The following is a 23,725-nucleotide window of genomic DNA, read 5'->3' on the forward strand; positions in this document are numbered from 1 at the left end:
CGGCCGCTGCTACGGCGCAGGCGACGTCCATGGTAAACGGAATGTTTCGGCGCCCCCGGGGTCAGAGGTTGTGACGACCTCAATCACCGGGAGTACAGGATGAAAATCACGACATGGACCGCGATGGCGGTCGTGGTGGCAAGTCTGAGTGGCGTGGCGGGTTTGGCCCAGGCGGCGCAACCTGCCGAGCCTGCCGTGCACATACCAGGCACCGACACCGGGCAGTTCAAGGTGGGTGACAAGATCCCCGACCACTTCCGCCGCGGCTCCGAAGAAGTGAAGGACTGGAAAGCGCGAGGCCTGTCGGCGCCGGACGATGACAAGAGCCACTGGGTGCGGGTGAATGACAAATACGTGCTGGTGCAACTGAGCAACAGCGTCATCGAGAAAATTGTCCCGGTGAAAAAATAAGCCCCTGCAGGGGCTTTTTCGCAGGCAACAAAAAACCCGCCGAGGCGGGTTTTCTTCAAGACCATCCAACTCCTTGTCGGCAGCCCTCCGGGCCAATGGTCGATCTTCCCTGATCCCGCTGCACTCCTGTGCAGCAGTTGATGGATCCAAGTTTACGGAGAGTGCCGGTTTTGCCATAGAGGAGATTTCCGTCAGGCCGTGTAAGCATTCTCCTACACGCTGAAGCCACCTTGCGGGAAGAAAGATTGGACGCTAACGATTCACTTCCTTAACCTTGCCAGCCTGTCCGGCCTACCAGGGTTTCCTGCTGCTCATGTCTTCCGTGTTGAATGTCCTGTTGCCCATCTTCGCGTTGATTCTCGTCGGCTACGTGTGCCGCCGCACCAACCGCCTGGGCCCCACCGCCGCGTCGGAGATCAACCGCATGGTGGTTTGGCTGTGCCTGCCGGCGCTGCTGTTCACCTCCACCGCCACGGCCACCTGGGAGCAGATCTGGCACCCCGGTTTCGTCGCCACCTTCACCCTGGGCACCCTGGCGATGTTCGTGCTGACCCTGGCGCTGCGCTGGAAGAAGGCCGGGCACTTCGCCGACGCCAGCATCGACGCCCTCAGCGCGTCCTACGCCAACACCGGCTACATCGGCATTCCGTTGTGCGTGATGGTGCTGGGCGGCAGCGGCCTGGAGCCGGCGCTGATCGCCTCGCTGCTGGTGGTATGCGTGCTGTTCGGCCTGGCCCTGGTGTGCATCGAGGTCGGCCTGCAGAGCGAAGCCCAGGTGCACCGCATCGTCTTCAAGGTGTTGGGCGCACTGGCCCGGAACCCGCTGGTGGTGTCGCCGATCCTGGGCGCCTGCTGGGCCATGACGGGCGCGCCGCTGCCGGCCCCGGCCAGCAAATTCCTGAGCCTGCTGGGTGCGGCTACAACGCCCTGTGCGCTGATTTCCCTGGGCCTGTTCCTGGCGCAGAAACAGCAAGGCCCCCGCCAGGGGACCTCGCTGCTGGTGCTGATCAAGCTGGTGGCCCACCCGCTGTTGACCTGGTTCCTGGCCTACAAGGTATTCCACCTGCCGCCGTTGTGGGCGCATTCGGCGCTGCTGCTCAGCGCCCTGCCCACCGGCACCGGACCGTTCATGCTGGCCGAGTACTACAAGCGCGAGGCTTCGGTGGTGTCCAGCACCATCCTGATCTCGACCCTCGGTTCGCTGCTGACCCTGTCGATCTGCCTCTACGTCATCAACAACTGACGCCTCAGCCCTTCAGGGCGACCGCCACCGCCTCGGCTACCGGGGTGGTGGGCCGGCCGATCAGGCCGCTAAGCACCTTGCTGTCATCGAACAGCGCCCCCTTGGCCGCCGCCGCATCGGAGTTGGCCAGCAACTCGGCGATCGGCTCGGGCAGGCCCACTTGCACCAGCACCGCCTTGTACTCGGCCTCTGGCAGGTTGTTGTACGGCACGGGCTTACCGGCCTGGCGCGACACTTCGGCGGCAAGCTCAGCCAGGGTGTAGCTGGTGTCACCGGCCAATTCGTAGGTCTTGCCGACGTGGCCTTCACCGGTCAGCACCACGGCAGCGGCTTCGGCGTAGTCGGCGCGGGCGGCGGAGGCAATGCGCCCTGCCCCTGCGGCACCCAGCAAGGCGTCATGGGCCACGGCGGCCGGCACGCCAGCGCTGTAGTTCTCGTTGTACCAGCCATTGCGCAACAGCACATGCGGCACGCCGCTGGCAGCCAGCGCCTGCTCGGTCTGCTGGTGCTCGGCAGCCAGGCCCAGGGCCGAACCGGTGGCGTGCAGCACGCTGGTGTAGGCCACCAGCTTGACGCCGGCCTGCTTGGCGGCGTTGATCACCGCCTGGTGCTGGGCGGCGCGCTGGCCCAATTCATTGGACGAGATCAGCAGCAGCTTGTCGACGCCCTGCAGGCCCACCACCATGGCTTCGGGCTGATCGTAGTTGAATTCACGCACGGCCACACCCAGGTCGCCGGCCTTTTCCGGATGGCGGGCCAGTGCGATGACCTGGTCTGCGGGAACGCGCTCGAGCAGCGCAGCGATTACCAGACGACCCAGCTGCCCGGTGGCACCAGTGATTGCGATCATGAACATTTACCTTGGCAAGTGATGGAAGAGCGACCACCCTATAGCGTAAGCTAACGAAAAGTAAGTACGCACAAAAAGGTAAGTATTCAATGAGCGATTCATTCAGTGCCCAGGCGCGCCGGGGCGAATTGATGGACGCCAACTGCCCCTCGCGCGACGTGCTCAAGCACGTCACCAGTCGATGGGGGGTGTTGGTGCTGGTGATTCTGGCAGGCGGCATGCACCGCTTCAGCGACCTGCGCCGCAAGATCGGTGGCGTCAGCGAGAAGATGCTGGCGCAGACGCTGCAAGGGCTGGAGGGGGACGGGCTGGTGCTGCGCACCTCGCTGCCAGTGGTGCCGCCGCATGTGGAATACCGGCTGACGCCGTGGGGCGAGGAAGCTGCGCAACTGGTGGGCGGGCTGGCGGACTGGATCGAGCGCACGTTGCCGCAGATCATGGCGCACCGCGCCGCCAGCGAAACATTGGAATCATGATCCTGCAACCTGCGGTAGCAGGTTTGCATTGTGGGAGCTGGCTTGCCAGCGAGCTTTAGGCCTCAACATCTCGCTGGCAAGCCAGCTCCCACAGATTACATGCCCGGGCAAGCCCAGCTGTTGGCTGCCTTGGCGATCTGGCCGGCCAGTTGGCCGATGGCTTTCTGATGCGCCAGCACCAGGTCATCCATGCCCACGCCACTGGCCTCGCGAATCACACTGGCGCAGGTCAGGGTGCGGCGCTTCTGGCCTTCGCTGCGCTGGCTGAGGCTCCACACCACGTCGATCAGGGCGTATTGGCCCGGCAGCGAGTCGAAGCGGCGCACGTCGGTCTGCAACGACACCACCGGCTTGTCGGCGGCCTTGGGCAGGCCCGCCAGGTCGCGAGTACCCAGCTTCTGCTCCAGCTGCCCGGCCAGCGCGTCGTGGAATTCGTCGGCCAGGGGCGCGCCCCAGCGTTCGGTTTCAAGGATGGCCAGGGCGCCGGTGCTCTGGCGCACCACCATCTGCGGCTGGTCGACCTGCACCGGCATGCGCACGCTGAGCATCTCGAACTGGAACGCCGGCGCCGGGACGCTGGCGGGGCTGGCAGGCGCAGTGGCCACCAGGGTGTAGTAGTGGGTTGGCGCCGAGGTGCAGGCCGCCAGGCCCAGGGTGGCCAGCAGGGCCAGGGAACGTAGGGTCATGGCGGTCATTCCTGTTCAGTTTCACGTGAGGTCGACGAAGTGGGCTGGTAAGCGTCCGGCTTGCCATCCTTGATGCGGCCACGGATCAGCGCTTCCGGGTGACGGCCGAGGAAGTCGGTGAGCACGCGCACCGAACGCGCGGTGCGCTGCACCTCGTCCAGCGCCTGGCCCAGTTGCTGACGCTGCGGCGAGTCTTCGGCGAAGCTGTCGTTGGCGGTCGCCAGGGTCTTGCGGGTCTGCACCAGGGTGTCGCGCATTTCCGGCAGTACCTGGCCGTTGACGTTCTCCAGGGTCTTGTTCAGCTGGCCGAGGCTGCCGTTGAGGTTGTCGGCGATCTGGTCGATAGGCACCTTGCTCAGCTTGTCGACGAAGGCCTGCAGTTGCTCCTGCAGCTTGTCCAGGCTGCCCGGCACGGTAGGAATGACCATTGGCCGCGCGCGCATGTCGAAGTCGACCGGGCGGGCGTTGGGCACGAAGTTCAGCGACACGTACAGCTGGCCGGTCAGCAGGTTGGCACTGCGGGCCTGGGCGCGCAGGCCGCGCTTGACGAACTGGCTCATCAGCAGCGCGCCCTTGGCGTCATCCTCACCGCCCATCTGCGCCAGCAGTTTCTCGTGGGCCTTGCCCAGGCGGTTGGGGTACATCACCGCGCCGATCACGGTGGGGAACGTTTCAGTCTTGGCGTCGTAGTCGAGGTCCACCGACACCACCTTGCCCACGTTCACGCCAAGGAATTCCACCGGTGCGCCCACCGCCAGGCCACGCAGGGACTGGTCGAAGCGCATTTGCACGTAGCGTGCCTCGCCATCGGGCGGCGCCAGGGCAGACTCCTGGTCATCGAACAGGGTGAACTGCGCGCCTTCGTCAGCCTGGGCCTTGTCGGCGCTGTAGTTGGGTTCGATGAAGGCGATGCCACCCGAGAGGATTGAGGCCACCGACTGGGTGTTCACCTTCAGGCCGTTGGCGCCCAGGCTGACGTCGACGCCGCTGGCGTTCCAGAAGCGGCTGTCCTTGCGCACGTATTGGTCGTTGGGGGCGTTGACGAAGACGTCGACGTCCACGCCCTTGCCGTCGTCGGCCAGGTGGTAGGACACCACCTGCCCCACCTGGATGCGGCGGTAGTAGACCGCCGAACCGATGTCCAGCGAGCCCAGGTCGGCAGTGTGCAGGGTGAAGCGCTTGCCTTTCTGGCCGTAGGTGATGGCCGGCGGGTTTTCCAGGCCGACGAAGTTTTTCTCGGTGTCATCGGAATTGCCTGGGTCGGCGCCGATGAAGGCGCCCGATAGCAGTGTGTCGACGCCTGAAACGCCACCGGCGCCGATGCGCGGGCGCACCACCCAGAAACGTGCGTCACGGGCGGTGAAGGCCTTGGCCGACTGGTCCAGCTCGACGGTGGCGTCGATGTGGCTGCGGTCCTGGCTGAGGGTAATGGCGGTGACCTTGCCGATTACCACGTTCTTGTACTTGACCTGGGTCTTGTTGGCTTCCAGGCCTTCGGCGGTGAGGAAGCTGATCTCGATCTGCGGGCCGGCCGACATGGCCTTGTGCACCACCATCGACAGGCCGATCAAGGCGGCCACGATCGGCACCAGCCAGACCAGCGAGACGTTGAAACGTCGGCGCCGGATCTCGGGGCTCGAAGGCGTGAGGGTGGAACTTGGGTGATCAGACATCTTCAACCTCTGCATCCCAGATAAGCCGGGGATCAAAACTCATGGCCGCCAACATCGTCAGCACCACTACCAAACCAAAGAACAGGATACCCAGGCGCGGCTCGATGCTGCTCAGGGAGTGAAATTGCACCAGCGCCGCCACCAGCGCCACCACCAGCACGTCGAGCATTGACCAGTAGCCGATGATCTCGATCAGCCGGTACAGCTTCGAACGCTCGCGCATGGCCCACTGGCTGCGGCGCTGGCAGGTGATGAGCAAAGTGCCCAGCACCACGAACTTCATGCAGGGCACGGCGATGCTGGCGATGAAAATCAGCAGGGCGATGTCCCAGGAACCGCCGGCCCAGAACTCCATGACGCCGCTCATGATGGTGTTTTCGCTGCCGCTGCCGAACATGTCGGTGTACATCACCGGTAGCAGGTTAGCCGGTATGTAGAACACCAGGCTGGCGATCAGGAACGCCCAGGTACGCGCCAGGCTCTCGGGCTTGCGCCGGTGCACCACCGAGTCGCAGCGCGGGCAGTAGTGGCTGCCTTCGGCGCAGGCCAGGCCACAGGTGTGGCACAGCACCAGCTTGAGTTCGTGGGCATAGGGCGGCTGGCTCATGGAATGACCCCTTCCAGGTCATGCCACAGGCGGCGGATGCTCTTGCCGGAAATCAGGATGATCAGCACGGTGAGCATGGCCAGTGCCCACAGGCCCAGGCCGGGGTGCACGTCGAGCATGCCGCCCAGCTTGACGATGGCCACCAGGATACCCAGCAGGCATACCTCGAGCATGCTCCAGGGGCGCAGGTGTTCCAGCGCGCGCATGCAGGCCTTGAAGCCGGGCGCGGCGACGCCTGCGCAGGCGAAGCTGAGCACCCAGCACAGCAGGATGATCTGCAGCATGGGCGCCAGGATGATGGTCAGCCCGGCCACTGCGGCAATGACGCTGATACGGCCCTGGGCCAGGGCTTCCACCGACTGCCACAGGGTGGCTTCGTTGCTCAGGCCCTGCAGGCTGATGGAGATGACCGGGAACGCATTGGCGAAGCAGAAGACGATGGCGGCGCAGATCGACAGCGCCAGCAGTTGCTGGGTGGTCATCTGCCCGCCCCGCGCCAGCACCGCGCCGCAACGGGTGCAGCAGGACTTTTCCCCGCGCGCCAGGGGGGTGGGCTGGTAGACGGAGTCGCAATGCTCGCAGATGATCCAGTCGGGGTTGTTCATGAGGCTCGTTGGCACGGGTGGGGGCGGCATTTTCCTTTGAATGGCAGCGCCGCGTCTGAAGGTTAGCGCTGTTTCAGGCGGTCGATAATCACCGCGATCAGCAGGATGGTGCCGCGAATCACGTACTGGTAGAAGGTGTCGATGTTCTTCAGGTTCATGGCGTTCTCGATGATCGCCAGTATCAGCACCCCGGCAATCACGTGGCGAATCATGCCGATGCCGCCGCTCAGCGACACCCCGCCCAGCACGCAGGCAGAGATCACCGTCAGTTCGAAGCCCTGCCCCACCATCGGCTGGCCGGAGGTCATGCGCGAGGCTAGCACCACGCCGGCCAGGGCGCCCACCAGGCCGTGCACGGCGAAGATGATGATCTTGGTGCGGTCCACGTGCACGCCGGCCAGGCGCGCGGCTTCCTGATTGCCGCCGATGGCCATGGTGTTGCGGCCGTAGGTGGTGTAGTTGAGCAGCCAGCCGAAGAACACGAAGCAGACGATGGTGATCAGGATGGGCACCGGCACGCCGAACACCTGGCCGTTGCCAAACACGTAGAAGCCTTCGTTCATCACGCCCACGGCCTTGCCGTTGGAGAAAATGTAGGCCAGGCCGCGCACAATCTGCATGGTTGCCAACGTCGCGATCAGCGCGTTGATGCGCAGTTTGGCAATCACGATGCCGTTGATCAGGCCGACAATCAGGCCCATGCCCAGGGCGGCGGACACGCCAAGGAACACGCTGTTGGTATCACGCATCACCACGGCGGCGATCACCCCGGCGCAGGCGATGACCGAACCGACCGACAGGTCGAAATGCCCGGACGCCAGGCAGTACAGCATGGTGCAGGCGGCAATGCCGGTGGTGGAGATCGCCAGGCCCAGGCCGCGCATGTTCATGGGCGACATGAAGTTGTCGATCGCAAGCGTGCACAACAGGAAGATGCCCAGGGCCGCCAGCAGCATGGCCCACTCATCGAGAAACCGGCGCATGTTCAGTCCTTGCCGCGGCGCGTGCAGGGTGGTGGGAGTGGTCATAAGCACCTCGTTTATTATTGTTCAGCCACGGCTGCGTGGCAGTGCCAGTTGCAGCAGACGAGATTCGTCGGCCTGTTCACGGTTCACTTCGCCAGTCAGGGCGCCTTCGCTCATCACCAGGATGCGGTCGCTGATGCCCATTACTTCCATCAGGTCGCTGGACACCACGATCACCGCAATGCCCTGCGCCGCCAGGTTGTGGATGATCTGGTAGATCTCCGACTTGGCGCCGATGTCGATGCCGCGGGTGGGCTCGTCCAGCAGCAGCACCTTCATGGGCATCGACAGCCAGCGGCCGAGAATGGCCTTCTGCTGGTTGCCACCGGACAGGAACATGATCTGCTGGCCGGGGCTGGGGGTTTTGACGTTCATGGCGCTGATCTGCTGGCGCGCGTTGTCGCGTTCCCAACGGCCCTGCAGCAGGCAGCCCAGGTGGGCGTGGCGGCTGCGGGCGCCGATGTTGATGTTCTCGGCGACGCTGGACAGCGGCACGATGCCCTCTTTCTTGCGGTCTTCGGGGCACAGCAGGATGCCGGCGTCGATGGCCTGGCGCGGATTTTTCAAGTGCAGCGGCCGGCCCTCCAGCTCGATGTCGCCGGCGCTGTGACGCGCCAGGCCCGACAGCAGGCGCAGCAGTTCGGTGCGCCCGGCACCCACCAGGCCGAAAAAGCCCAGCACCTCGCCCTTGTGCAGGCTGAAACTCAGCGGTTCCTGCAGCCCCGGGCCCAGCAGCTGTTTTACCTGCAGGGCCACGCCGCCCTGTTCGCGGGGGCGGTAGTCGTAGATGTCCTGGATGTCGCGGCCGACCATGCAGGTCACCAGTTGATCGTGGGTCAGCTGCGCCATGTCGTCGAAGGTGCGGATGAACCGGCCGTCCTTGAACACGGTGACGGCGTCGCAGATGCGGAAGATTTCTTCCATGCGGTGCGACACGTACAGAATCACCCGGCCCTCGTCGCGCAGGCGGGCGATGATGGTCATCAACCGGTCAATCTCGCGGGCCGAGAGGCTGCTGGTGGGCTCATCGAAGGCAATGACGTGGGCGTTGCGCGACATCGCCTTGGCAATTTCCACCAACTGCCGTTGGCCCAGCGACAACTCGCCCAGCCGAGTATTGGGGTCGATCTCGTCGGCCAGGCCCTTGAGCAGTTCACGGGCGCGGCGCAGCATGGCGCCGCGGTTCACCAGGCCAAAGCGCGCGGGCATGTGGCCGAGCAAAAGGTTTTCGGCGACGCTCATTTCCGGCACCAGGTGCAGTTCCTGGTGAATCACCGCCACGCCGCTGCCGATGCTGTCGGCGGCCGACTTGAAGGCCATGGGCTGCTCGCCGATCAGCACCTGGCCGGCGCTGGGCTGGTAGGCACCGCCGAGGATTTTCAACAGCGTGGACTTGCCCGCGCCGTTCTCGCCCATCAGCGCCAGCACCTGGCCGGGGTGGGCGGTGAAGCTGATATCGGACAGCGCACGCACGCCGGGGAAGTTCTTGCCGATGCCGTCGAAGCGCAGGCTGCCGGTGGCGGTGTGTTGTTGTGTTGCCGTGGATGCATGCATGAGAAGTCTCTTCACCTAGCGATGGCAAAACCCCGTAGCAGCTGCCGCAGGCTGCGTCAGCGGTAAGCGCGGTGCGCCGTGACGCGGCCTGCGGCCGCTGCTACGAGATCGGCGTTACTTCCAGAGCCCGATCTTGGTCAGTACGTCCTGGAAATTGGCGCGGGTGATCAGGGTCACGTCGTCCATCGCGGTGTACTTGGGGGGTTCCTTGCCGGTGGTGACCCACTCGAACATCTGCGACGCGGTGTTGTAGCCTTCCTTGTCCGGGCTGGGCAGCATCGAGCCGAAGAAGCCGCTCTTGTCTTTCTTCAGCTCGTCGATGGCGTCGGTGCCATTGATGCCGATGCCGATCACGTGGTCAGGCTCGAAACCGTTGGAGGCCGTGGCCCGCACCCCACCCAGCACGGTGTTGTCGTTCATGCCGCCGATGATCAGGTTCTTGGCGTTCGCCGGCAGCTTGGGCAACGCCGAGTTGACCGCGTCCATGCCACCGGGCACGTCCAGGGTTTTCTGCGGGGCGGTGAGGATGTGGTCGGCTGGCAGGCCGGCTTTTTTCAGCGCGTCGATGGAGCCGTCGGTGCGCTTCTTGCCGGTGTCCAGCTCGTTGTAGGTGTTGATGACGGCGTAGGTTTCCTTCCAGTCCCAGCTGCGCTTCTTGGCCTCGTCGGCCATGGCGGCGCCCTGCTTCTGGCCAACCTCGAAGGCGGCCATGCCCAGGTACGGCACGTCTTCCATGAACTTGCCGCTGGCATCGACGAAGCGGTCGTCCACGGCCATCACCTTGAGGTCGTTGGCCTTGGCCTTGGCGACGATGGCCGGGCCCAGGGACACGTCCGGCGGGCAGATGACGAAGCCCTTGGCGCCGTTGGCGGCCAGGCTGTCGATGGCCGAGAGGGTTTTCTCGCCGTCGGGCACGGCGATCTTGATCAGTTCGAAACCCTTGTCCTTGGCGGCTTTCTCGGCGAACGCCCATTCGGTCTGGAACCAGGGCTCTTCAGCCTGCTTGACCAGGAAACCGATCTTGACCGGGTCGGCGGCAAAGGCGGTGGAGCCCATGCCGAGGATGGCGGTAGACACAGCGGCACAGCACAGGGAACGAATCCCATGACGACTCAACATAGCTAACTCCTTGTTCTTATTTGATATAGCTACAGCGTCCAGCGGTTTGAGTGGCGCACCCGCAAAGGCGCGATTTACAGTCTTAGCATGTAATCGGGTAGTTCTATGTAACGTAGTGTCACCCGCCGAAGCGCTGGCACGGCTGGCCGCGCACGCCGACGTCGGCCCACAGCACGGCGCCGTCCAGGGGGTTCTGGCTGCCGCCCTGGCGTGAGCTGGTGACATACAGCCGTGTCAGGTCCGGGCCGCCGAACACGCAACTGGTGGGGTGTTCCACCGGCAATTCGACGATTCGGTCCAAACTGCCGTCGGGGGCGAACCGCAGCAGGCAATGCCCGCCCCAGCGCGCGTTCCAGACGTAACCTTCAGCGTCCATGGCCGAGCCATCCGGGGCGCCGCGCGGGTGCTCGGCCGCCCACACCTGGCGCGTGCCGGGCAGGCCATGGGCGTTCAACGGGTAGCGGTAGATCACGCCGTCGAGGGTGTCGGCGCTGTACAGCCAAGCGCCGTCGTCGCTCCACAGCAGGGTGTTGACGATGCCCTGCCCGGCCAGCAACGGCTCGACGCGGGCCTGGTGGTCGATGCGGAACAGCCCGCCGCTGCGCCGCTCCAGCGGCAGGTCAGCGCCTTCGGCGTCGAGGTTGTTTTGCATGCTGCCCAGCCACAGGTTGCCCTGGGGGTCGCAGCGGGCCTCGTTGGCGCGGTTGCCGGGCACGGGGTCCGGCTGGCACCACAGGCTCAGCGCCGGGGCATGCTCGGGGGAATCCAGGTGCAGGCGATGCACGCCGCTGGCCAGGGTCACCAGGGCGTCGCCGGTCTGGGCAGGAATGAACGCCGAGACCGGCTCGCGCAATTGCCAATGCCGCTGCTCGCCGCCCTGCAGGCGGCATGCCTTGAAACCGGCTATGTCCACCCAGTACAAGGCCTGGGTGGCGACGTCCCAGCACGCGCCTTCGGCGAGCCGGTAACGCATAGGTGAAAGTGCCTGCCAATTCATGTCACGCCCTTCTGTTCTTATTGTTGTCGCGCGGGCCTCATCGGGCCACGGCACCACTAAATAGTATTACCATTTATTTTTCAAGTGCTGTTTTTTCGACTATATAAGCTTGCCACAGCAAAAATGAAGGTAAATAGTCTTACCAATAGACAGGAAATTTCCGAAAGCATCCGCCACAACAACAAAAAGGAAGGCTTACCATGCAACCACGTCTAACCCTCGCCAGCCTGGGACTCTCGATCATGATGGCCAGCATCACTGCCCACGCCGCAGGGCTTACTGCCGAACGCGGCAGCTTCGGTACCCTGCCCGATGGCACTGCCATCGAAAAATACACCTTGAAGAACAGCCACGGCGTGCAAGCCACCGTGATTACCTACGGCGGCATCCTGCAGTCGCTGCTGGTGCCCGACAAACACGGCAAGGCTGCCGATGTGGTGCTCGGCTTCGATGACGTCAAGGGCTACCAGGCCAACCCCACGGTGTATTTCGGCGCCACTATCGGCCGCTACGGCAACCGCCTGGCAGACGGCAAGTTCAGCCTCGACGGCCAGCAGTACCAGATTCCCACCAACGATGGGCCCAATTCCCTGCACGGTGGCACCCAGGGCTTCGACAAGCATGTATGGAAGGCAGAGCCGAGCAAGGCCAAGGACGGCGTCGGGGTGACCTTGAGCTATGTGTCGGCCGACGGCGAGATGGGCTTCCCCGGCACCCTGACCACCCAGGTAACCTACAGCCTCAACGAGCGCAACGAGCTGCGCATCGAGTACCGCGCCACCACCGACAAGCCAACGGTGCTCAACCTCACCAACCACAGCTACTTCAACCTGGCGGGCGCCGGCAACGGCGACATCCTCAAGCAGGTGGCCACGGTGTACGCGTCCCATTACACACCGGTGACTGCCAAACTGATTCCCACCGGCGAGCTGGCACCGGTGGCCAACACGCCCATGGACTTCCTGCGCCCAACGGCGTTTGGTGCGCACATCAAGGATGACCACCAACAGCTGAAGTTCGCCGAGCCCAAGCAGGGTGGCTTTGACTTCAACTGGGTGCTGGACACCCACGGCGACGTCAAACGCCTGGCCACCGAGGTGCACGACCCGGCGTCGGGCCGCGTGCTGCAGCTGTACACCACAGAGCCGGGGGTGCAGCTGTACACCGCCAACTTCCTGGATGGCAGCATTCATGGCAAGGGTGGCACGGTGTACCCGCACTGGGGTGCGTTCACGCTGGAGACCCAGCACTACCCGGATTCGCCGAACCAGCCGGCGTTCCCGAGCACGCGGCTGGACCCGGGCAAGGCATATACCCAGACGACAGTGTTCAAGTTCAGCGTGAAGTAAGACTACCCCTGTAGCAGCGGCCAAAGGCCGCTGCTACATCCTGTGGGAGCTGGCGTGCCAGCGAGCTGGTGGGGCCCGAAAAGCTCGCTGGCAAGCCCGCGCCCACCAAAACACGTTCAGCTACGGGGTTATGCCGGGGAATGCTTGGGGTGCAGCGGCGCGGCCGCGACCGGGTCAGCCTTGGCCGGCGGCGTGGGGTTGGCGTATTCGGGCTTCAGGTGGCCGTTCTGGTCCAGCAGCCAGGCGTCCATGATCTGCCGCACCACGGGGCCGGCAACCCGGCCACCGGCCTCGCCGTTCTCGATCATCACCGACACCACGATCTTCGGATGTTCCGCCGGCGCAAAGCCGACGAACAAGGCGTTGTCGCGGTTGCGTTCCAGCGTTTTCAGGCGGTTGTAGCGCTCGCCCTGCTTGATCGCCACCACCTGCGCGGTACCGCTCTTGCCGGCGATGCGGTATTGGGCGCCCTGGGCGGCCGCACGGGCAATACCACGCGGGTCATGCATCACCATCTGCATGCCATGGTTCACCTGCTCCCAATACTGCGGGTTGCGCAGCACGATGTTGGGCATCGGGTTCTCGTCCACCGGCGCCACGCCGCCGACGGTCTCGGCCAGGTGCGGCCGGCGCCACACGCCCTTGGCAGCGATCAGGCTGGTGGCCTGGGCCAATTGCAGCGGGGTGACCTGCATGTAGCCCTGGCCAATCCCCAGAATCAGCGTTTCACCCGGGAACCACGCCTGGCGGCGAGTGGCGCGTTTCCACGCCGGCGACGGCATCAGGCCCGGCGCTTCTTCGTACATGTCCATGGACACTTTCTGGCCCAGGCCGAAGCGGGTCATGTAGTCGTGCAGGCGGTCCACGCCCAGCTTGTGCGCCAGGTCGTAGAAGTAGGTGTCGTTGGAGCGCATGATGGCCGCGTCCATGTCCACCCAGCCGTCACCGCTGTGGTTCCAGTTGCGGTATTTGTGGTCGTAGTTGGGCAGCTCGTAGTAGCCGGGGTCGAACACCCGCGACTGCGCGGTGGTGGCGCCGCTGTCGAGGCCGGCGATGGCCACTTCCGGCTTGATGGTCGAACCTGGGGCATACAGGCCACGCAGGGCGCGGTTGAACAGCGGCCGGTCGATGGAGTCACGCAGGGCAGCGTACTGCTTGAAGCTGATGCCGGTGACGAACAGGTTGGGGTCGAACGCCGGCTTGCTGACCATGGCCAGCACCTCGCCGGTGTCGGGGTCGATGCACACCACCGAGCCACGGCGATCGCCCAGGGCGTCCTCGGCGGCCTGCTGCAGGTGCGCGTCCAGGCTCAGCACGATGTTCTTGCCAGCCACCGGGTCGGTGTGCCGGAGCACCCGCATCACCCGGCCCTGGGCGTTGGTTTCTACTTCTTCGTAGCCCACATGGCCGTGCAGCTCGGCCTCGTAGAAGCGCTCGATACCGGTCTTGCCCACCGATTGGGTGCCGCGGTACTCGGTCTGGTCGAGGGTTTTCGCCTCTTTTTCGTTGATACGGCCCACGTAACCCACCGAGTGGGCAAAGTGCGTGCCCAGCGGGTATTCGCGCACGAACTGCGCTTCCACGTCGATGCCCGGCAGCAGGTACTGGTTCACCGCGATCTTGGCGATCTGGTCCTCGGTCAGCTCATACATCAGCGTCACGGGTTCGAAGGGGTGGCGAACGCGCTTGAGTTCCTTGTCGAACTGTTTGCGGTCATCGTCGGTAAGCCCGAGGATCTGCACCACCTCGTCCAGCACATGCCGGTAGTCCCCTGCCCGCTCGCGGGTCAGGGTCATGTTGAAGCTGGGCCGGTTGGTGGCCAGCACCACGCCGTTGCGGTCGTAGATAACCCCGCGTTCCGGCGGGATAGGCAATACGTGGACGCGGTTGTTCTCGGAAATGGTGGAGTGGTAGGCGAACTCGATGACCTGCAGGAAATACAGGCGGCCGACCAGGGCCAGGGCCAGGGCCAACACAAAGACCGCACAGGCGATGAGGCGCCGATTGACCAGGCGCTTCTCTTTTTCGTGGTCTTTCAGGGGAATGGGTTGTGGCATTAAACCGCTCTGACGACAAAAAAATTAAAAAAGCAGCAGTCCCCGAACACCTCGACACGCCTGCCCACTAAGGCAAACGCCGGTTTCAGGGGGTGAAACGCCCTCCGGGCGCGTAGGAATAAGAAACAAATACCGTAGGTAATGAGCACGGCGTGCGCGATGGTAACGAAAGCAGCCGGTCTGCCTCAAGGCTGATGTCCCGCGGCCCGACGTAGCGCCGTTGCGCGGGGCGCGATTATGCCGGGTGTGGTGCGGGCAGGAAAGTGAACAAAGCTTACCTGTCGCACCAACGGTGGACGTGGGAGCGGGCTCTGCCCGCGAAGGGCACGCCGCGGTAATTCTGACAAACCGCGGTGCTCTTTTCGCGGGCAGAGCCCGCTTCCACAAAAAGTCAGTGGCGCGGGGGGATTTCAGCCGCGCAGCACCTTGACGCGCTCGCTGGCCGCCTGGAACACCCTTGCGTAACGCAAGGTGGCGTTGGCGTGCTCGCGCATCAGCGCTTCGGCGCGGCCACCCTGCCCGCTGGCCAACGCATCGACGATGGAGTGGTGCTGCATGTGGGCGTAGTCGAAGCGTCGGAACTCGGCCTTGAGGTCGTCGCAATCCACCGCCAGCGCTGTCACCGACGCAAACGGCATGTGGTCATTGCGCAACAGCGCGCCGGCAATGGCCGGGTTGCCGCTGCCCTGCAGGATGATCTGGTGAAAGCGCATGTTGAGGTCGTGGTAGAGCTGCAGGTCGTCCTCGGTCACGTAGCCCTTGGCGAATATTTCATCACCCTCGGCCAGGCACTGGCCCAGCGCCTCCAACTCCTCGGCGCTGACCCCGCGCTCGGCAAACTGCCGCGCCGCAAGCCCTTCCAGCACCCCGCGCACCTCGATGGCGCCGGCGATGTCCTCTTCGCTGACCTTGCGCACCTGGTAGCCACGGCCGCCGTGCTGCACCAGCAGGCCTTCCTGCTCCAGGGTGCGGAAGGCAATGCGCACGGGCGTACGCGAGACGCCCAGCGCCTCGGCCACCGTAACCTCGAATACCCGCTCCCCCGCCGCGATCTCGCCCGCGGCGATCATCTTGCGCAGTGCGACCAACACCCTCTGTCCGGGTTTACTCATGAACAACCTGCCAAAAATTGGATCCTGCTCATGATAAACCAGATCTTCCTGGATCTTGCGGCAAACGTACCTGTTTTTTGGTGGCGGCAAAAATAGACCAGCTGGACATGAACAGCGCTGCGATCAGCGGGCCGATCACGAACCCGTTCAAGCCGAACACCGCCAGGCCGCCCAGGGTTGACACCAGAATCAGGTAGTCGGGCATGCGCGTGTCCTTGCCCACCACGATGGGCCGCAACACATTGTCGACCATGCCGATCACCAGCAGGCCGTAGCCAGTCAGCAACGCGCCTTGCCAGACCGAACCGTTGAGCAGGAAGAATACTGCCACCGGCCCCCACACCACGCCGGCACCTACCGCGGGCAGCAGCGACATGAACGCCATGACCACGGCCCAGAGCAACGCGCTGGGAATGTCGAGGAACCAGAAAATCAAACCACCCAGCGCGCCCTGCACCACCGCCATCAGCAGGTTGCCCTTGACCGTGGCGCGTACCACGCGGTTGAACTTCAGTTGCAGGCGGCGCTTCTGGTGTTCGGCCAGGGGCACGGCGCTGCGCACCCGGCGCACCAGGTCAGGGCCGTCGCGCAGGAAGAAGAACAGCAGGTACAGCATGATGCCGAAGCTGATGATGAAATCGAAGGTGCCCTGGCCAAAGCTGAATGCCTGGGAAGCCAGGTACTGGCTGCCCTGCATCGCCCATTTGCTGATCTTGTCGCGCAGGCCTTCCAGGTTACCCATGCCCATGCGGTCGGCCAGGTGCTGCAACGAGGCCGGCAAGGCGTGCTTGAACTGGCTGATGTAGCCGGCAATGTCCAGCTCGCCGCTTTCGATGTTCTTGTACAGCGCAGTGCCTTCCTGCACCAGCAGTGCGCTGACGATGATCACCGGCAAGATGGCGATCACCAGGCAGATGAACAAGGTCGCCAGGGCGCCCAGGTTGGGACTGCGGTTGAATTTCAGCTTCAGGCGCCGCTGCAGCGGCGCGAAGACGATGCCGAGGATGACGGCCCAGAATATCGCCCCGTAGAAGGGCAGCATGATCCAGATGAACGCCAGGGTGACCAAGGTCAGCAGCACCATCAGTGCCTTGTGTTGCAGCAGGGTTTCGTTCATGTCCGGTCCATGTCAGTTCGCGCGGTGCGGCAACGGCCGCACAGGCGTTAGGCAACGGAAGCGGGCGAGAATTCAGGCGCTGCGGCGCGGCAGGCCGATACGCACGCGCAGGCCGCCCTGGGGGCTGGCCAGCAACCCCAGGGTGCCGCCCCAGGCATCGACGATGTCGCGCACGATGCCCAGGCCCAGGCCGTGGCCGCTGACCTGCTCGTCCAGGCGTGAACCCCGGTTCAGCACGGCATCGCGCTGGCCGGGGGGAATGCCCGGGCCATCGTCGTCCACCTCCAGCACGTAGCCGTGGGGGTTGCTGGTGAGGGTCAGGCGCACCTCGCTGTCAGCCCATTTGCAGGCGTTGTCCAGCAGGTTGCCCAGCACTTCCAGCAGGTCCTCGCGGTCCCAGGGCAACTTCAGGCCTGGGGGCTGGCTGCAGGTGATGAGCAGTTCCTCGCCGTGGATCATGCGCAAGGTGGCCACCAGGCCGGGCAGCTCGGTGGCGCAGTCGAACAGCTCGCCGGGCAAGGTATCGCCGGCCAGGCGCGCGCGGTTCAGCTCGCGGCCCAGGCGTTGCTCGATCTGCTCAAGCTGCTCGCGCAGCGCCTTGGCGAGCTCGGGGTGGGCGGCCAGGCGCTCGCCCGCCACCAGGCTGAACAGCACCGCCATGGGCGTCTTCAGCGCGTGCCCCAGGTTGCCCAGCGCGTGGCGCGAGCGCAGCAGGCTGTCTTCGGTGTGGGCCAGCAGGTGGTTGATCTGCGCTACCAGCGGTTCCAGTTCCAACGGCACCTGGGTATCCAATTGCGAGCGCTGGCCCTGCTGCAACTGGGCGATCTGCTCGCGGGCACGCTCCAGCGGCCGCAGCGCCCGTTTTACCGTCACCCGTTGCAGCACCAGAATCAACAACAGCGCACCCAGGCCCATGCCCAGGCCAATCTGCTGCATGCGCTGGAAGCTGGCGCGCACCGGCGTGTAGTCCTGGGCCACACTGATGGACAGTGACTGCCCCAAGCGCTTGTAGTCCGAGCGCAGCACCAGCAGCAACTGCCCTTCCGGGCCCAGGGTCAGGTCGGCGTGCAGGCCCGGGGCGTCGGGCTGCGGGAACTCCTGGTCCCACAATGAGCGCGAGCGCCAGTGGCTGTCGGGAAAATCGATACGAAAGTAGTGGCCGGAAAACGGCCGCTCGTAGGCAGGGGAAATACGCCGGTCATCCAGCTGCAGGCCGCTGGGGCCGCGCACCAGCGCCACCAGCAGGCTTTCGCTTTCATTGCGCAGGCCGGCTTCGAGGTAGCGCTGCAAGCCGACCTCGAACAGCCACAGGCTCAGCTGCGCCACCGCCACGCCGACCACCACCAACACGCTGATCAGCCCGACGCTGAGGCGCCCCTGGATCGACTTCACCCGGCGCCCACCCCGAACAGATAGCCCTGGCCACGACGTGTCTCGATCACCGCGCGGCCCAGCTTGCGGCGCAGGTGGTTGACGTGCACTTCCAGCACGTTGGAGTCGCGCTCGGTCTCGCCGTCGTACAGGTGCTCGGCCAGGTGGCCCTTGGACAGAATCTGCCCGGGGTGCAGCATGAAGTAGCGCAACAGGCGGAATTCCGCTGCCGTCAATTGCACCTCCGCCCCCGCCTGGTTCACGCACTGGCGGCCTTCGTCCAGTTGCAGGCCGGCGGCCTGCAAGGTGGGCTGGTTGCTCAGCCCGCGAGCGCGGCGCAGCAGCGCCTGTACACGCAGGTGCAATTCCTCGGGGTGGAACGGTTTGGTCAGGTAGTCGTCGGCGCCGGCCTTCAGGCCTTCGATGCGCTCGGCCCACGAGCCACGAGCGGTGAGAATAAGCACCGGGGTGGCGAGTTGCGCGGCGCGCCATTGGGCCAGCACCTCCAGGCCCGGCAACCCGGGCAGGCCAAGGTCGAGAATGACCAGGTCATACGGCTCTACCGCCCCCTGGTACGCCGCATCGCGGCCGTCGGCCAGCCAGTCGACGGCATAGCCCTGGGCCTTGAGCCCCGCCGTCAGCTCATCGGCCAACGGCACGTTGTCTTCAACCAGCAGCAGGCGCATCAGTCGTCTTCCTTGTCCTTGCGCAGGTGGCCGGTGGCCGCCTCCAGTTCAACCTCGCGCACCACGCCGTCGCGGGTCAGCAGTTCGACTTCATAGGTGTACACGCCGTCGTCCTCCTCAAGCTCTGCCTCCAGCAGCTTGGCGCCGGGGTAGCGCGCCAAGGCCTTTTGCAGCAGTTGCTCCAGCGGCAGGATGACGCCGGCCTGGCGCAGCCGCAAGGCTTCATCCTGGCTGAGGTCGTGGGCGCTGGCGAAGGTACAGCAGGCGGCCAGGGCCAACAGCAGGCCCGGCCGGGTGATTGCGTTCATCAGGTGTCCTGGTGGTCCTTGAGAATTTCGCCGGTGACGGCGTCCAGTTCGACGTCCCATTCGGTGCCCTTGGCGTCGCGCAGCTCAACCTGGTACAGGTATTTGCCATAGGACTCTTCCAGCTCGGTTTCCTTCACCGTGGCCCCCGGATGCTTGGCGATGGCCGCCGCGTTGAGTTTCTCGAACGACTGGATGGTGCCGGCGTCACGCAGGCGCAGCGCCTCGTCGGGCCCCAGATCGCGGGCCTGGACGGCGGTGGCGACGAGGCCCAGGGTGATGGCGGCGGTAAAGGCAGTGAAGGTGTTCATGTGATGCTCCATTATCAATCAAGTGTGTACGGAACCAAGGCTAACCGGAACAACTTAATTGAAACTGAAATTGAAAGGCCATCATGGTAGCGATTGAAGGTCAGCGTGTCGGTAGGTCAAAGGTGACGAGGTATGTAGGACGTATCTCGGGGCACCGGCCCGGCCTACAGTGGTTGCTACGGTTTGCATGCACCCGTCACGCGGGGTAAATTTCCGCGTCTGCCACGAGGTACCCATGAGCGCCATCCACATCAAATCCCCTTCCCTGTGCATCAAGGCCGGTAGCCAGGCCCTGGCGCGCATTCGCCAGCGCGGGCTGCAGCCGGCGGACGTCGGCATCCTGCCGGGCGCCGCTGGCGGGCCGAAGGCACTGGGTATCCAGGGGCTGGACCTGGCGCTGTTTGGTGAGTGGCTGCCACGGGCGGTGCGTGAGCGTTCGCTGATCGGCGCGTCCATCGGTTCCTGGCGCTTCGCCAGCGCCTGCCTGCCCGACCCGGTGCAAGGCCTGCAACTGCTGGGGCGCCTGTACAACGAGCAGTGCTTCGCCAAGGGCGTGACCATGGCCGAGGTCAGCCAGAGTTGCCACCGCATGCTCGATGAATTGCTGGCGGGCCAGGACGCACGCATCCTCGACAATGCCCATTACCGCCTCAATGTGATGGTGGTACGCAGCCACGGCCGCCTGGCCCACGACCACCGTGGCCACCTGGGGGTGGGCCTGGGCTCGGTGATCGCCGACAACCTGATGGGCCGTGCACGCCTGGCCCGGCATTTCGAACGGGTGATCCTGCATGACCAGCGCCTGGCGCCGCCGCTGCAGCCGCTCACCGACTTCCCCTCGCGCTGCCTGCCGCTGAACACCGGCAACCTGCGCCAGGCGTTGCTGGCCTCGGGTTCCATTCCCATGGTGATGGAAGGCGTGCGCGATATTCCCGGCGCCGGTGCCGGCACCTTCCGCGACGGTGGCTTGCTGGACTACCACCTGGACCTGCCCTACAGCGGCGACGACCTGGTGCTGTACCCGCACTTCACCGACAAGGTCATCCCCGGCTGGTTCGACAAGGCGTTGCCGTGGCGGCGTGGCGATGCGCAACGATTGCGTAACGTGGTGTTGCTGGCACCGTCGCCGCACTACCTGGCCAGCCTGCCGTACGGCAAGCTGCCTGACCGCAGTGATTTCAAGCGTTTCATGGGTCAGGACAAGGCACGCCAGGCCTATTGGCGCACCGCCATGGCTGAAAGCCAGCGCTTGGGGGACGAGTTTCTGGAGCTGGTGGAGACCGGTCGTTTGGGGGATGTGCTGCAGGCCCTCTGACGCCCGGGTCAGGTTACTGGTAGACTAGGCGATTGCATTGGCTTTTCGGGTTTTAGACACGTGGAAATCTTTAAAGAGTTTACCTTCGAATCGGCTCACCGCCTGCCACATGTCCCTGAAGGGCATAAATGCGGCCGCCTGCATGGCCACTCGTTCAAGGTTGCGCTGCACCTGACCGGCCCGGTAGACCCGCACACCGGCTGGATTCGCGACTTCTCGGAAATCAAGGCGATCTTCAAGCCGCTGTACGAGCAGTTGGACCACAACTACCTGAACGACATTCCTGGCCTGGAAAACCCGACCAGCGAAGTGTTGGCCAAGTGGATCTGGCAACAGGTGAAACCGTTGCTGCCGGAGCTGTCGAAAGTGCGCATCCACGAGACCTGCACCAGTGGCTGCGAGTACTACGGCGACTGATCGGCGCCGCTTTTGAAAAACCACCTGCGGGTGGTTTTTTTATGCCTGCAGCGCGGCAAACTGTCGCAGTTTTGGCCGGTTATCGCCCACAAAGCAGCGTGCGGGGTTAAAGAGTGGCCAAATGCTAGCGATATAGAGAGCAGCGGATCAATCTGACAAAAACAATCCAGATGCGCTTGTCTCCCCTGCCGGGATGAGTGAAGAGTCCGCGCCCGCTCTCGATCCCTGGAGTTGATCGCATGTTCCGTCACCTCAGTATCCGCACAAGCATGTGCGCCATCCTGGCCCTGTTCGTCACAGCGCTGCTGTTTTCCACTGTAAGCGCCTGGCGCAACGCCGAGCAAAGCGACGCCCAGGTGCAGGAATTGCACCGCACCGCGCTGCAGGCCGACCGGTTGAACAACGCCCTGCTGCTGGCTATTCGTACCAGCGCCAACGTGTCCTCGGCGTTCCTGGAAAACCTCGGCGGCCAACATGAGGCCTCTACCGCACGCCTGGCCCGCTCGGAAGAAATCTGGCAGCAGTCGACGCAGCTAGTGGACCACTTCGGGCAGACGTTGCAGCCACAGAACGCCGCACTGGGCCTGCAACTGGAGCAGTCATTCGTGGCCTACGGCAAGACCATTGATGGCCAGCGCGCCGCCGCTCGCGCCGGTGACCTGGGCGCCTACTTCACCGTGAACCAGCAAGCCGCATCGGCCATGGGCGCGCTGCAGGAACAGCGCAATGCGCTGATGAAGGCACTGAACGACCGTAGCGAGGCGCTGATGGTGCTGACCGATTCCCGCCTGCGGCAGGCCAAGACTGTGGCGGTGTTGCTGCTGGTGATCACGTTGCTGCTGGCTGCTTGCTGCTGGACCTTCATCGTCGCCCGCGTGCTGCGCCCATTGGGCCTGGCGGGGCAACACTTCAAGCGCATCGCCGGCGGCGACCTGCGCGAACCCATCGTGGTGCACAGCCGCAATGAAATTGGCGAACTGTTCGCCGAGCTCAGCCGCATGCAGGACAGCCAACGGCAGACCATTGCCCACATCAGCGCCTCGGCGCAGCAGCTGGCCGGTGCCGCGCAACAGCTGACCACAGTGACCGAGGAATCGAACCGCGGCGTGCAGCAGCAGGACCAGGAACTGGAGCAAGCCGCTACCGCCGTCACTGAAATGACCACGGCAGTCGAAGAAGTGGCGCGCAATGCAGTGTCTACCTCCCAGGCGGCAGAAGCTTCCAATGCCCTGTCGCACCAGAGCCGTCAGCAGGTGCAGGACACCATCGACGGCACGCACGCCATGGCGGCCGACATCCAGGGCAGCGCAGAGCTGATCCAGCAACTGGCGGGCGAGACCCGGGAAATCGGCAAGGTGCTGGACGTGATTCGTGCAGTGTCGGAACAGACCAACCTGCTGGCGTTGAACGCCGCCATCGAGGCTGCCCGTGCCGGTGAAGCAGGCCGCGGTTTCGCGGTAGTAGCGGATGAGGTACGCACCCTCGCCCACCGCACCCAGGAGTCGACCCGTGAAATCGAACAGATGATAGTGCGCCTGCAGACCGGCACCGAGGCAGCGGTGAATTCCATGCGTTCGAGCACCGAGAAAGCCCAGGTCAACCTCACCCTGACCCAGGCATGCGGGGACGTGCTGGAGCAGATCTACAGCGCCATCAGCGAGATCAACGAGCGCAACCTGGTGATCGCCAGCGCGGCGCAGGAACAGTCCCATGTGGCCCGGGAGGTGGACAGCAACCTGATCAACATCCGCAACCTGTCGTTGCAGTCTTCCGAAGGTGCTACGCGTACCAGCGCGGCAAGCCGGCAGATGACTACGCTGGCGGAGGAGTTGATGGGGCTGGTGGCACGGTTCAAGGCGTAAGCCAAAGGAGTCAATTGAGCCACCCTGCGGGGTGGCTTTTTTGTGCCTTTGCGGCGTACCCGATCCTCATGCGCTGCCGCCATCCCGTAGCAGCTGCCGCAGGCTGCGTCCCTGGCTTGCAGGGTGCCCGGTTCGTGTGCGGGGGCTTCGGACGCGGCCTGTGGCCGCTGCTACGGGGTTTTGCGTAGCGTCCAGGACTCTTTGCGCACGCCGGAAAGACAAAACCCCCACCTGCTTTCGCAGATGGGGGTTTCGGAATTTAATCTTGACGATGACCTACTCTCACATGGGGAAACCCCACACTACCATCGGCGATGCATCGTTTCACTACTGAGTTCGGGATGGGATCAGGTGGTTCCAATGCTCTATGGTCGTCAAGAAATTCTGTAGCCAGGATGCCCTTTGGGAAGCATTCCAGCGAATCGGGTATGTGATGGTATTTGTGAATCTGCAAACTTTCGGTTCGTATCATCTTCACAACACCGCAATCTGGTCTGTTCGACGCAAATTGCTTGGGTGTTATATGGTCAAGCCTCACGGGCAATTAGTATTGGTTAGCTCAACGCCTCACAGCGCT

Annotated in this window: 23 protein-coding genes and 1 rRNA gene; 7 read left to right on the plus strand and 17 right to left on the minus strand. The window is 64.3% G+C overall.

Annotated features, from left to right (window positions below; translation table 11 throughout):
- The first annotated feature begins 99 nt into the window (after nucleotides 1-99).
- Together AC0SZ7_RS30535 and AC0SZ7_RS30540 are read left to right on the plus strand one after the other, a co-directional pair.
- Nucleotides 100-411 (plus strand): RcnB family protein, encoded by a 312-nt coding sequence (locus tag AC0SZ7_RS30535; RefSeq protein ID WP_475507824.1) that lies wholly within the window; start codon nucleotides 100-102, stop codon nucleotides 409-411.
- Nucleotides 412-724: 313 nt separating this feature from the next.
- Nucleotides 725-1,654 carry an AEC family transporter gene (locus AC0SZ7_RS30540; protein WP_475507825.1) on the plus strand — a complete coding sequence of 310 codons (930 nt, stop codon included), beginning with the start codon at nucleotides 725-727 and terminating at the stop codon, nucleotides 1,652-1,654.
- A 4-nt stretch (nucleotides 1,655-1,658) separates the two neighbouring features.
- On the opposite strand, the gene AC0SZ7_RS30545 is transcribed toward AC0SZ7_RS30540, so the two are convergent.
- A complete protein-coding gene (locus AC0SZ7_RS30545) occupies nucleotides 1,659-2,504 on the minus strand; it encodes an SDR family oxidoreductase (RefSeq protein WP_475507826.1) in 846 nt (281 codons plus the stop codon).
- 89 nt (nucleotides 2,505-2,593) lie between these two features.
- Between AC0SZ7_RS30545 and AC0SZ7_RS30550 the strand changes: the two genes are divergently transcribed.
- Entirely contained in the window at nucleotides 2,594-2,980 is a 387-nt protein-coding gene (locus AC0SZ7_RS30550) for a winged helix-turn-helix transcriptional regulator (protein WP_475507827.1), read from the plus strand.
- 95 nt (nucleotides 2,981-3,075) lie between these two features.
- On the opposite strand, the gene AC0SZ7_RS30555 is transcribed toward AC0SZ7_RS30550, so the two are convergent.
- The 8 genes from AC0SZ7_RS30555 to AC0SZ7_RS30590 form a co-directional block, all read right to left on the minus strand.
- Nucleotides 3,076-3,666, minus strand: coding sequence for a PqiC family protein (locus tag AC0SZ7_RS30555; RefSeq protein ID WP_475507828.1), 591 nt, complete (start codon nucleotides 3,664-3,666; stop codon nucleotides 3,076-3,078).
- 5 nt (nucleotides 3,667-3,671) lie between these two features.
- Complete coding sequence (locus tag AC0SZ7_RS30560; RefSeq protein WP_475507829.1) at nucleotides 3,672-5,339, minus strand: PqiB family protein; 1,668 nt, start codon at nucleotides 5,337-5,339, stop codon at nucleotides 3,672-3,674.
- Entirely contained in the window at nucleotides 5,332-5,946 is a 615-nt protein-coding gene (locus tag AC0SZ7_RS30565) for a paraquat-inducible protein A (protein WP_416423671.1), read from the minus strand. The genes AC0SZ7_RS30560 and AC0SZ7_RS30565 overlap by 8 nt, the downstream gene beginning before the upstream one ends.
- A complete protein-coding gene (locus AC0SZ7_RS30570) occupies nucleotides 5,943-6,551 on the minus strand; it encodes a paraquat-inducible protein A (protein ID WP_475507830.1) in 609 nt (202 codons plus the stop codon). Before AC0SZ7_RS30570 ends, AC0SZ7_RS30565 begins: the two co-directional genes overlap by 4 nt.
- A gap of 62 nt (nucleotides 6,552-6,613) precedes the next feature.
- Nucleotides 6,614-7,579 carry an L-arabinose ABC transporter permease AraH gene (araH, locus tag AC0SZ7_RS30575; protein ID WP_475507831.1) on the minus strand — a complete coding sequence of 322 codons (966 nt, stop codon included), beginning with the start codon at nucleotides 7,577-7,579 and terminating at the stop codon, nucleotides 6,614-6,616.
- A gap of 21 nt (nucleotides 7,580-7,600) precedes the next feature.
- A complete protein-coding gene (gene araG, locus AC0SZ7_RS30580) occupies nucleotides 7,601-9,130 on the minus strand; it encodes an L-arabinose ABC transporter ATP-binding protein AraG (RefSeq protein WP_475507832.1) in 1,530 nt (509 codons plus the stop codon).
- 114 nt (nucleotides 9,131-9,244) lie between these two features.
- Nucleotides 9,245-10,249, minus strand: coding sequence for a substrate-binding domain-containing protein (locus AC0SZ7_RS30585; RefSeq protein WP_475507833.1), 1,005 nt, complete (start codon nucleotides 10,247-10,249; stop codon nucleotides 9,245-9,247).
- A 118-nt stretch (nucleotides 10,250-10,367) separates the two neighbouring features.
- Nucleotides 10,368-11,246, minus strand: coding sequence for an SMP-30/gluconolactonase/LRE family protein (locus tag AC0SZ7_RS30590; RefSeq protein ID WP_475507834.1), 879 nt, complete (start codon nucleotides 11,244-11,246; stop codon nucleotides 10,368-10,370).
- Nucleotides 11,247-11,446: 200 nt separating this feature from the next.
- Here AC0SZ7_RS30590 and AC0SZ7_RS30595 point away from each other — a divergent pair, with 200 nt between their 5' ends.
- Nucleotides 11,447-12,595 carry an aldose epimerase family protein gene (locus tag AC0SZ7_RS30595; RefSeq protein ID WP_475507835.1) on the plus strand — a complete coding sequence of 383 codons (1,149 nt, stop codon included), beginning with the start codon at nucleotides 11,447-11,449 and terminating at the stop codon, nucleotides 12,593-12,595.
- A gap of 128 nt (nucleotides 12,596-12,723) precedes the next feature.
- Here AC0SZ7_RS30595 and mrdA read toward each other — a convergent pair whose 3' ends face one another.
- From mrdA to AC0SZ7_RS30630, 7 genes are all read right to left on the minus strand, one after another.
- Entirely contained in the window at nucleotides 12,724-14,652 is a 1,929-nt protein-coding gene (gene mrdA / locus AC0SZ7_RS30600) for a penicillin-binding protein 2 (RefSeq protein WP_475507836.1), read from the minus strand.
- Nucleotides 14,653-15,062: 410 nt separating this feature from the next.
- On the minus strand, nucleotides 15,063-15,764 hold the full coding sequence (locus AC0SZ7_RS30605) for a GntR family transcriptional regulator (RefSeq protein WP_475507837.1): 702 nt from the start codon (nucleotides 15,762-15,764) through the stop codon (nucleotides 15,063-15,065).
- A gap of 28 nt (nucleotides 15,765-15,792) precedes the next feature.
- Complete coding sequence (locus AC0SZ7_RS30610; protein ID WP_475507838.1) at nucleotides 15,793-16,881, minus strand: AI-2E family transporter; 1,089 nt, start codon at nucleotides 16,879-16,881, stop codon at nucleotides 15,793-15,795.
- 72 nt (nucleotides 16,882-16,953) lie between these two features.
- The gene (locus tag AC0SZ7_RS30615) at nucleotides 16,954-18,273 is read right to left on the minus strand and encodes an ATP-binding protein (protein ID WP_475507839.1); all 1,320 of its coding nucleotides are present in this window, start codon (nucleotides 18,271-18,273) and stop codon (nucleotides 16,954-16,956) included.
- Entirely contained in the window at nucleotides 18,270-18,938 is a 669-nt protein-coding gene (locus AC0SZ7_RS30620) for a response regulator transcription factor (RefSeq protein ID WP_475507840.1), read from the minus strand. The genes AC0SZ7_RS30615 and AC0SZ7_RS30620 overlap by 4 nt, the downstream gene beginning before the upstream one ends.
- Nucleotides 18,938-19,246: a PepSY domain-containing protein gene (locus AC0SZ7_RS30625; protein ID WP_475507841.1), complete on the minus strand. Its 309-nt coding sequence runs from the start codon at nucleotides 19,244-19,246 to the stop codon at nucleotides 18,938-18,940. Before AC0SZ7_RS30625 ends, AC0SZ7_RS30620 begins: the two co-directional genes overlap by 1 nt.
- Nucleotides 19,246-19,554: a PepSY domain-containing protein gene (locus AC0SZ7_RS30630; RefSeq protein WP_475507842.1), complete on the minus strand. Its 309-nt coding sequence runs from the start codon at nucleotides 19,552-19,554 to the stop codon at nucleotides 19,246-19,248. The genes AC0SZ7_RS30625 and AC0SZ7_RS30630 overlap by 1 nt, the downstream gene beginning before the upstream one ends.
- Nucleotides 19,555-19,789: 235 nt before the next feature.
- On the opposite strand from AC0SZ7_RS30630, the gene AC0SZ7_RS30635 reads away from it, so the two are divergent.
- From AC0SZ7_RS30635 to AC0SZ7_RS30645, 3 genes are all read left to right on the plus strand, one after another.
- Nucleotides 19,790-20,869 (plus strand): patatin-like phospholipase domain-containing protein, encoded by a 1,080-nt coding sequence (locus AC0SZ7_RS30635; RefSeq protein WP_475507843.1) that lies wholly within the window; start codon nucleotides 19,790-19,792, stop codon nucleotides 20,867-20,869.
- A gap of 60 nt (nucleotides 20,870-20,929) precedes the next feature.
- The gene (gene queD / locus AC0SZ7_RS30640) at nucleotides 20,930-21,286 is read left to right on the plus strand and encodes a 6-carboxytetrahydropterin synthase QueD (RefSeq protein WP_416423656.1); all 357 of its coding nucleotides are present in this window, start codon (nucleotides 20,930-20,932) and stop codon (nucleotides 21,284-21,286) included.
- Between the two features lie 239 nt (nucleotides 21,287-21,525).
- The gene (locus tag AC0SZ7_RS30645; RefSeq protein ID WP_475507844.1) at nucleotides 21,526-23,148 is read left to right on the plus strand and encodes a methyl-accepting chemotaxis protein; all 1,623 of its coding nucleotides are present in this window, start codon (nucleotides 21,526-21,528) and stop codon (nucleotides 23,146-23,148) included.
- A gap of 263 nt (nucleotides 23,149-23,411) precedes the next feature.
- Here the strand turns inward: AC0SZ7_RS30645 and rrf are convergent.
- Nucleotides 23,412-23,527: ribosomal RNA gene (gene rrf, locus AC0SZ7_RS30650) — 5S ribosomal RNA — on the minus strand.
- Between the last annotated feature and the right edge of the window lie 198 nt (nucleotides 23,528-23,725).

The sequence above is a fragment of the Pseudomonas sp. JC1203 genome (assembly GCF_056175065.1).

Excerpts from the sequence above, each read along its gene's own strand:
- AC0SZ7_RS30535 (WP_475507824.1), top strand. The coding sequence starts at position 100 with ATGAAAATCACGACATGGACCGCGATGGCGGTCGTGGTGGCAAGTCTG.
- AC0SZ7_RS30540 (WP_475507825.1), top strand. The coding sequence starts at position 725 with ATGTCTTCCGTGTTGAATGTCCTGTTGCCCATCTTCGCGTTGATTCTC.
- AC0SZ7_RS30545 (WP_475507826.1), bottom strand. The coding sequence starts at position 2,504 with ATGATCGCAATCACTGGTGCCACCGGGCAGCTGGGTCGTCTGGTAATC.
- AC0SZ7_RS30550 (WP_475507827.1), top strand. The coding sequence starts at position 2,594 with ATGAGCGATTCATTCAGTGCCCAGGCGCGCCGGGGCGAATTGATGGAC.
- AC0SZ7_RS30555 (WP_475507828.1), bottom strand. The coding sequence starts at position 3,666 with ATGACCCTACGTTCCCTGGCCCTGCTGGCCACCCTGGGCCTGGCGGCC.
- AC0SZ7_RS30560 (WP_475507829.1), bottom strand. The coding sequence starts at position 5,339 with ATGTCTGATCACCCAAGTTCCACCCTCACGCCTTCGAGCCCCGAGATC.
- AC0SZ7_RS30565 (WP_416423671.1), bottom strand. The coding sequence starts at position 5,946 with ATGAGCCAGCCGCCCTATGCCCACGAACTCAAGCTGGTGCTGTGCCAC.
- AC0SZ7_RS30570 (WP_475507830.1), bottom strand. The coding sequence starts at position 6,551 with ATGAACAACCCCGACTGGATCATCTGCGAGCATTGCGACTCCGTCTAC.
- araH (WP_475507831.1), bottom strand. The coding sequence starts at position 7,579 with ATGACCACTCCCACCACCCTGCACGCGCCGCGGCAAGGACTGAACATG.
- araG (WP_475507832.1), bottom strand. The coding sequence starts at position 9,130 with ATGCATGCATCCACGGCAACACAACAACACACCGCCACCGGCAGCCTG.
- AC0SZ7_RS30585 (WP_475507833.1), bottom strand. The coding sequence starts at position 10,249 with ATGTTGAGTCGTCATGGGATTCGTTCCCTGTGCTGTGCCGCTGTGTCT.
- AC0SZ7_RS30590 (WP_475507834.1), bottom strand. The coding sequence starts at position 11,246 with ATGAATTGGCAGGCACTTTCACCTATGCGTTACCGGCTCGCCGAAGGC.
- AC0SZ7_RS30595 (WP_475507835.1), top strand. The coding sequence starts at position 11,447 with ATGCAACCACGTCTAACCCTCGCCAGCCTGGGACTCTCGATCATGATG.
- mrdA (WP_475507836.1), bottom strand. The coding sequence starts at position 14,652 with ATGCCACAACCCATTCCCCTGAAAGACCACGAAAAAGAGAAGCGCCTG.
- AC0SZ7_RS30605 (WP_475507837.1), bottom strand. The coding sequence starts at position 15,764 with ATGAGTAAACCCGGACAGAGGGTGTTGGTCGCACTGCGCAAGATGATC.
- AC0SZ7_RS30610 (WP_475507838.1), bottom strand. The coding sequence starts at position 16,881 with ATGAACGAAACCCTGCTGCAACACAAGGCACTGATGGTGCTGCTGACC.
- AC0SZ7_RS30620 (WP_475507840.1), bottom strand. The coding sequence starts at position 18,938 with ATGCGCCTGCTGCTGGTTGAAGACAACGTGCCGTTGGCCGATGAGCTG.
- AC0SZ7_RS30625 (WP_475507841.1), bottom strand. The coding sequence starts at position 19,246 with ATGAACGCAATCACCCGGCCGGGCCTGCTGTTGGCCCTGGCCGCCTGC.
- AC0SZ7_RS30630 (WP_475507842.1), bottom strand. The coding sequence starts at position 19,554 with ATGAACACCTTCACTGCCTTTACCGCCGCCATCACCCTGGGCCTCGTC.
- AC0SZ7_RS30635 (WP_475507843.1), top strand. The coding sequence starts at position 19,790 with ATGAGCGCCATCCACATCAAATCCCCTTCCCTGTGCATCAAGGCCGGT.
- AC0SZ7_RS30645 (WP_475507844.1), top strand. The coding sequence starts at position 21,526 with ATGTTCCGTCACCTCAGTATCCGCACAAGCATGTGCGCCATCCTGGCC.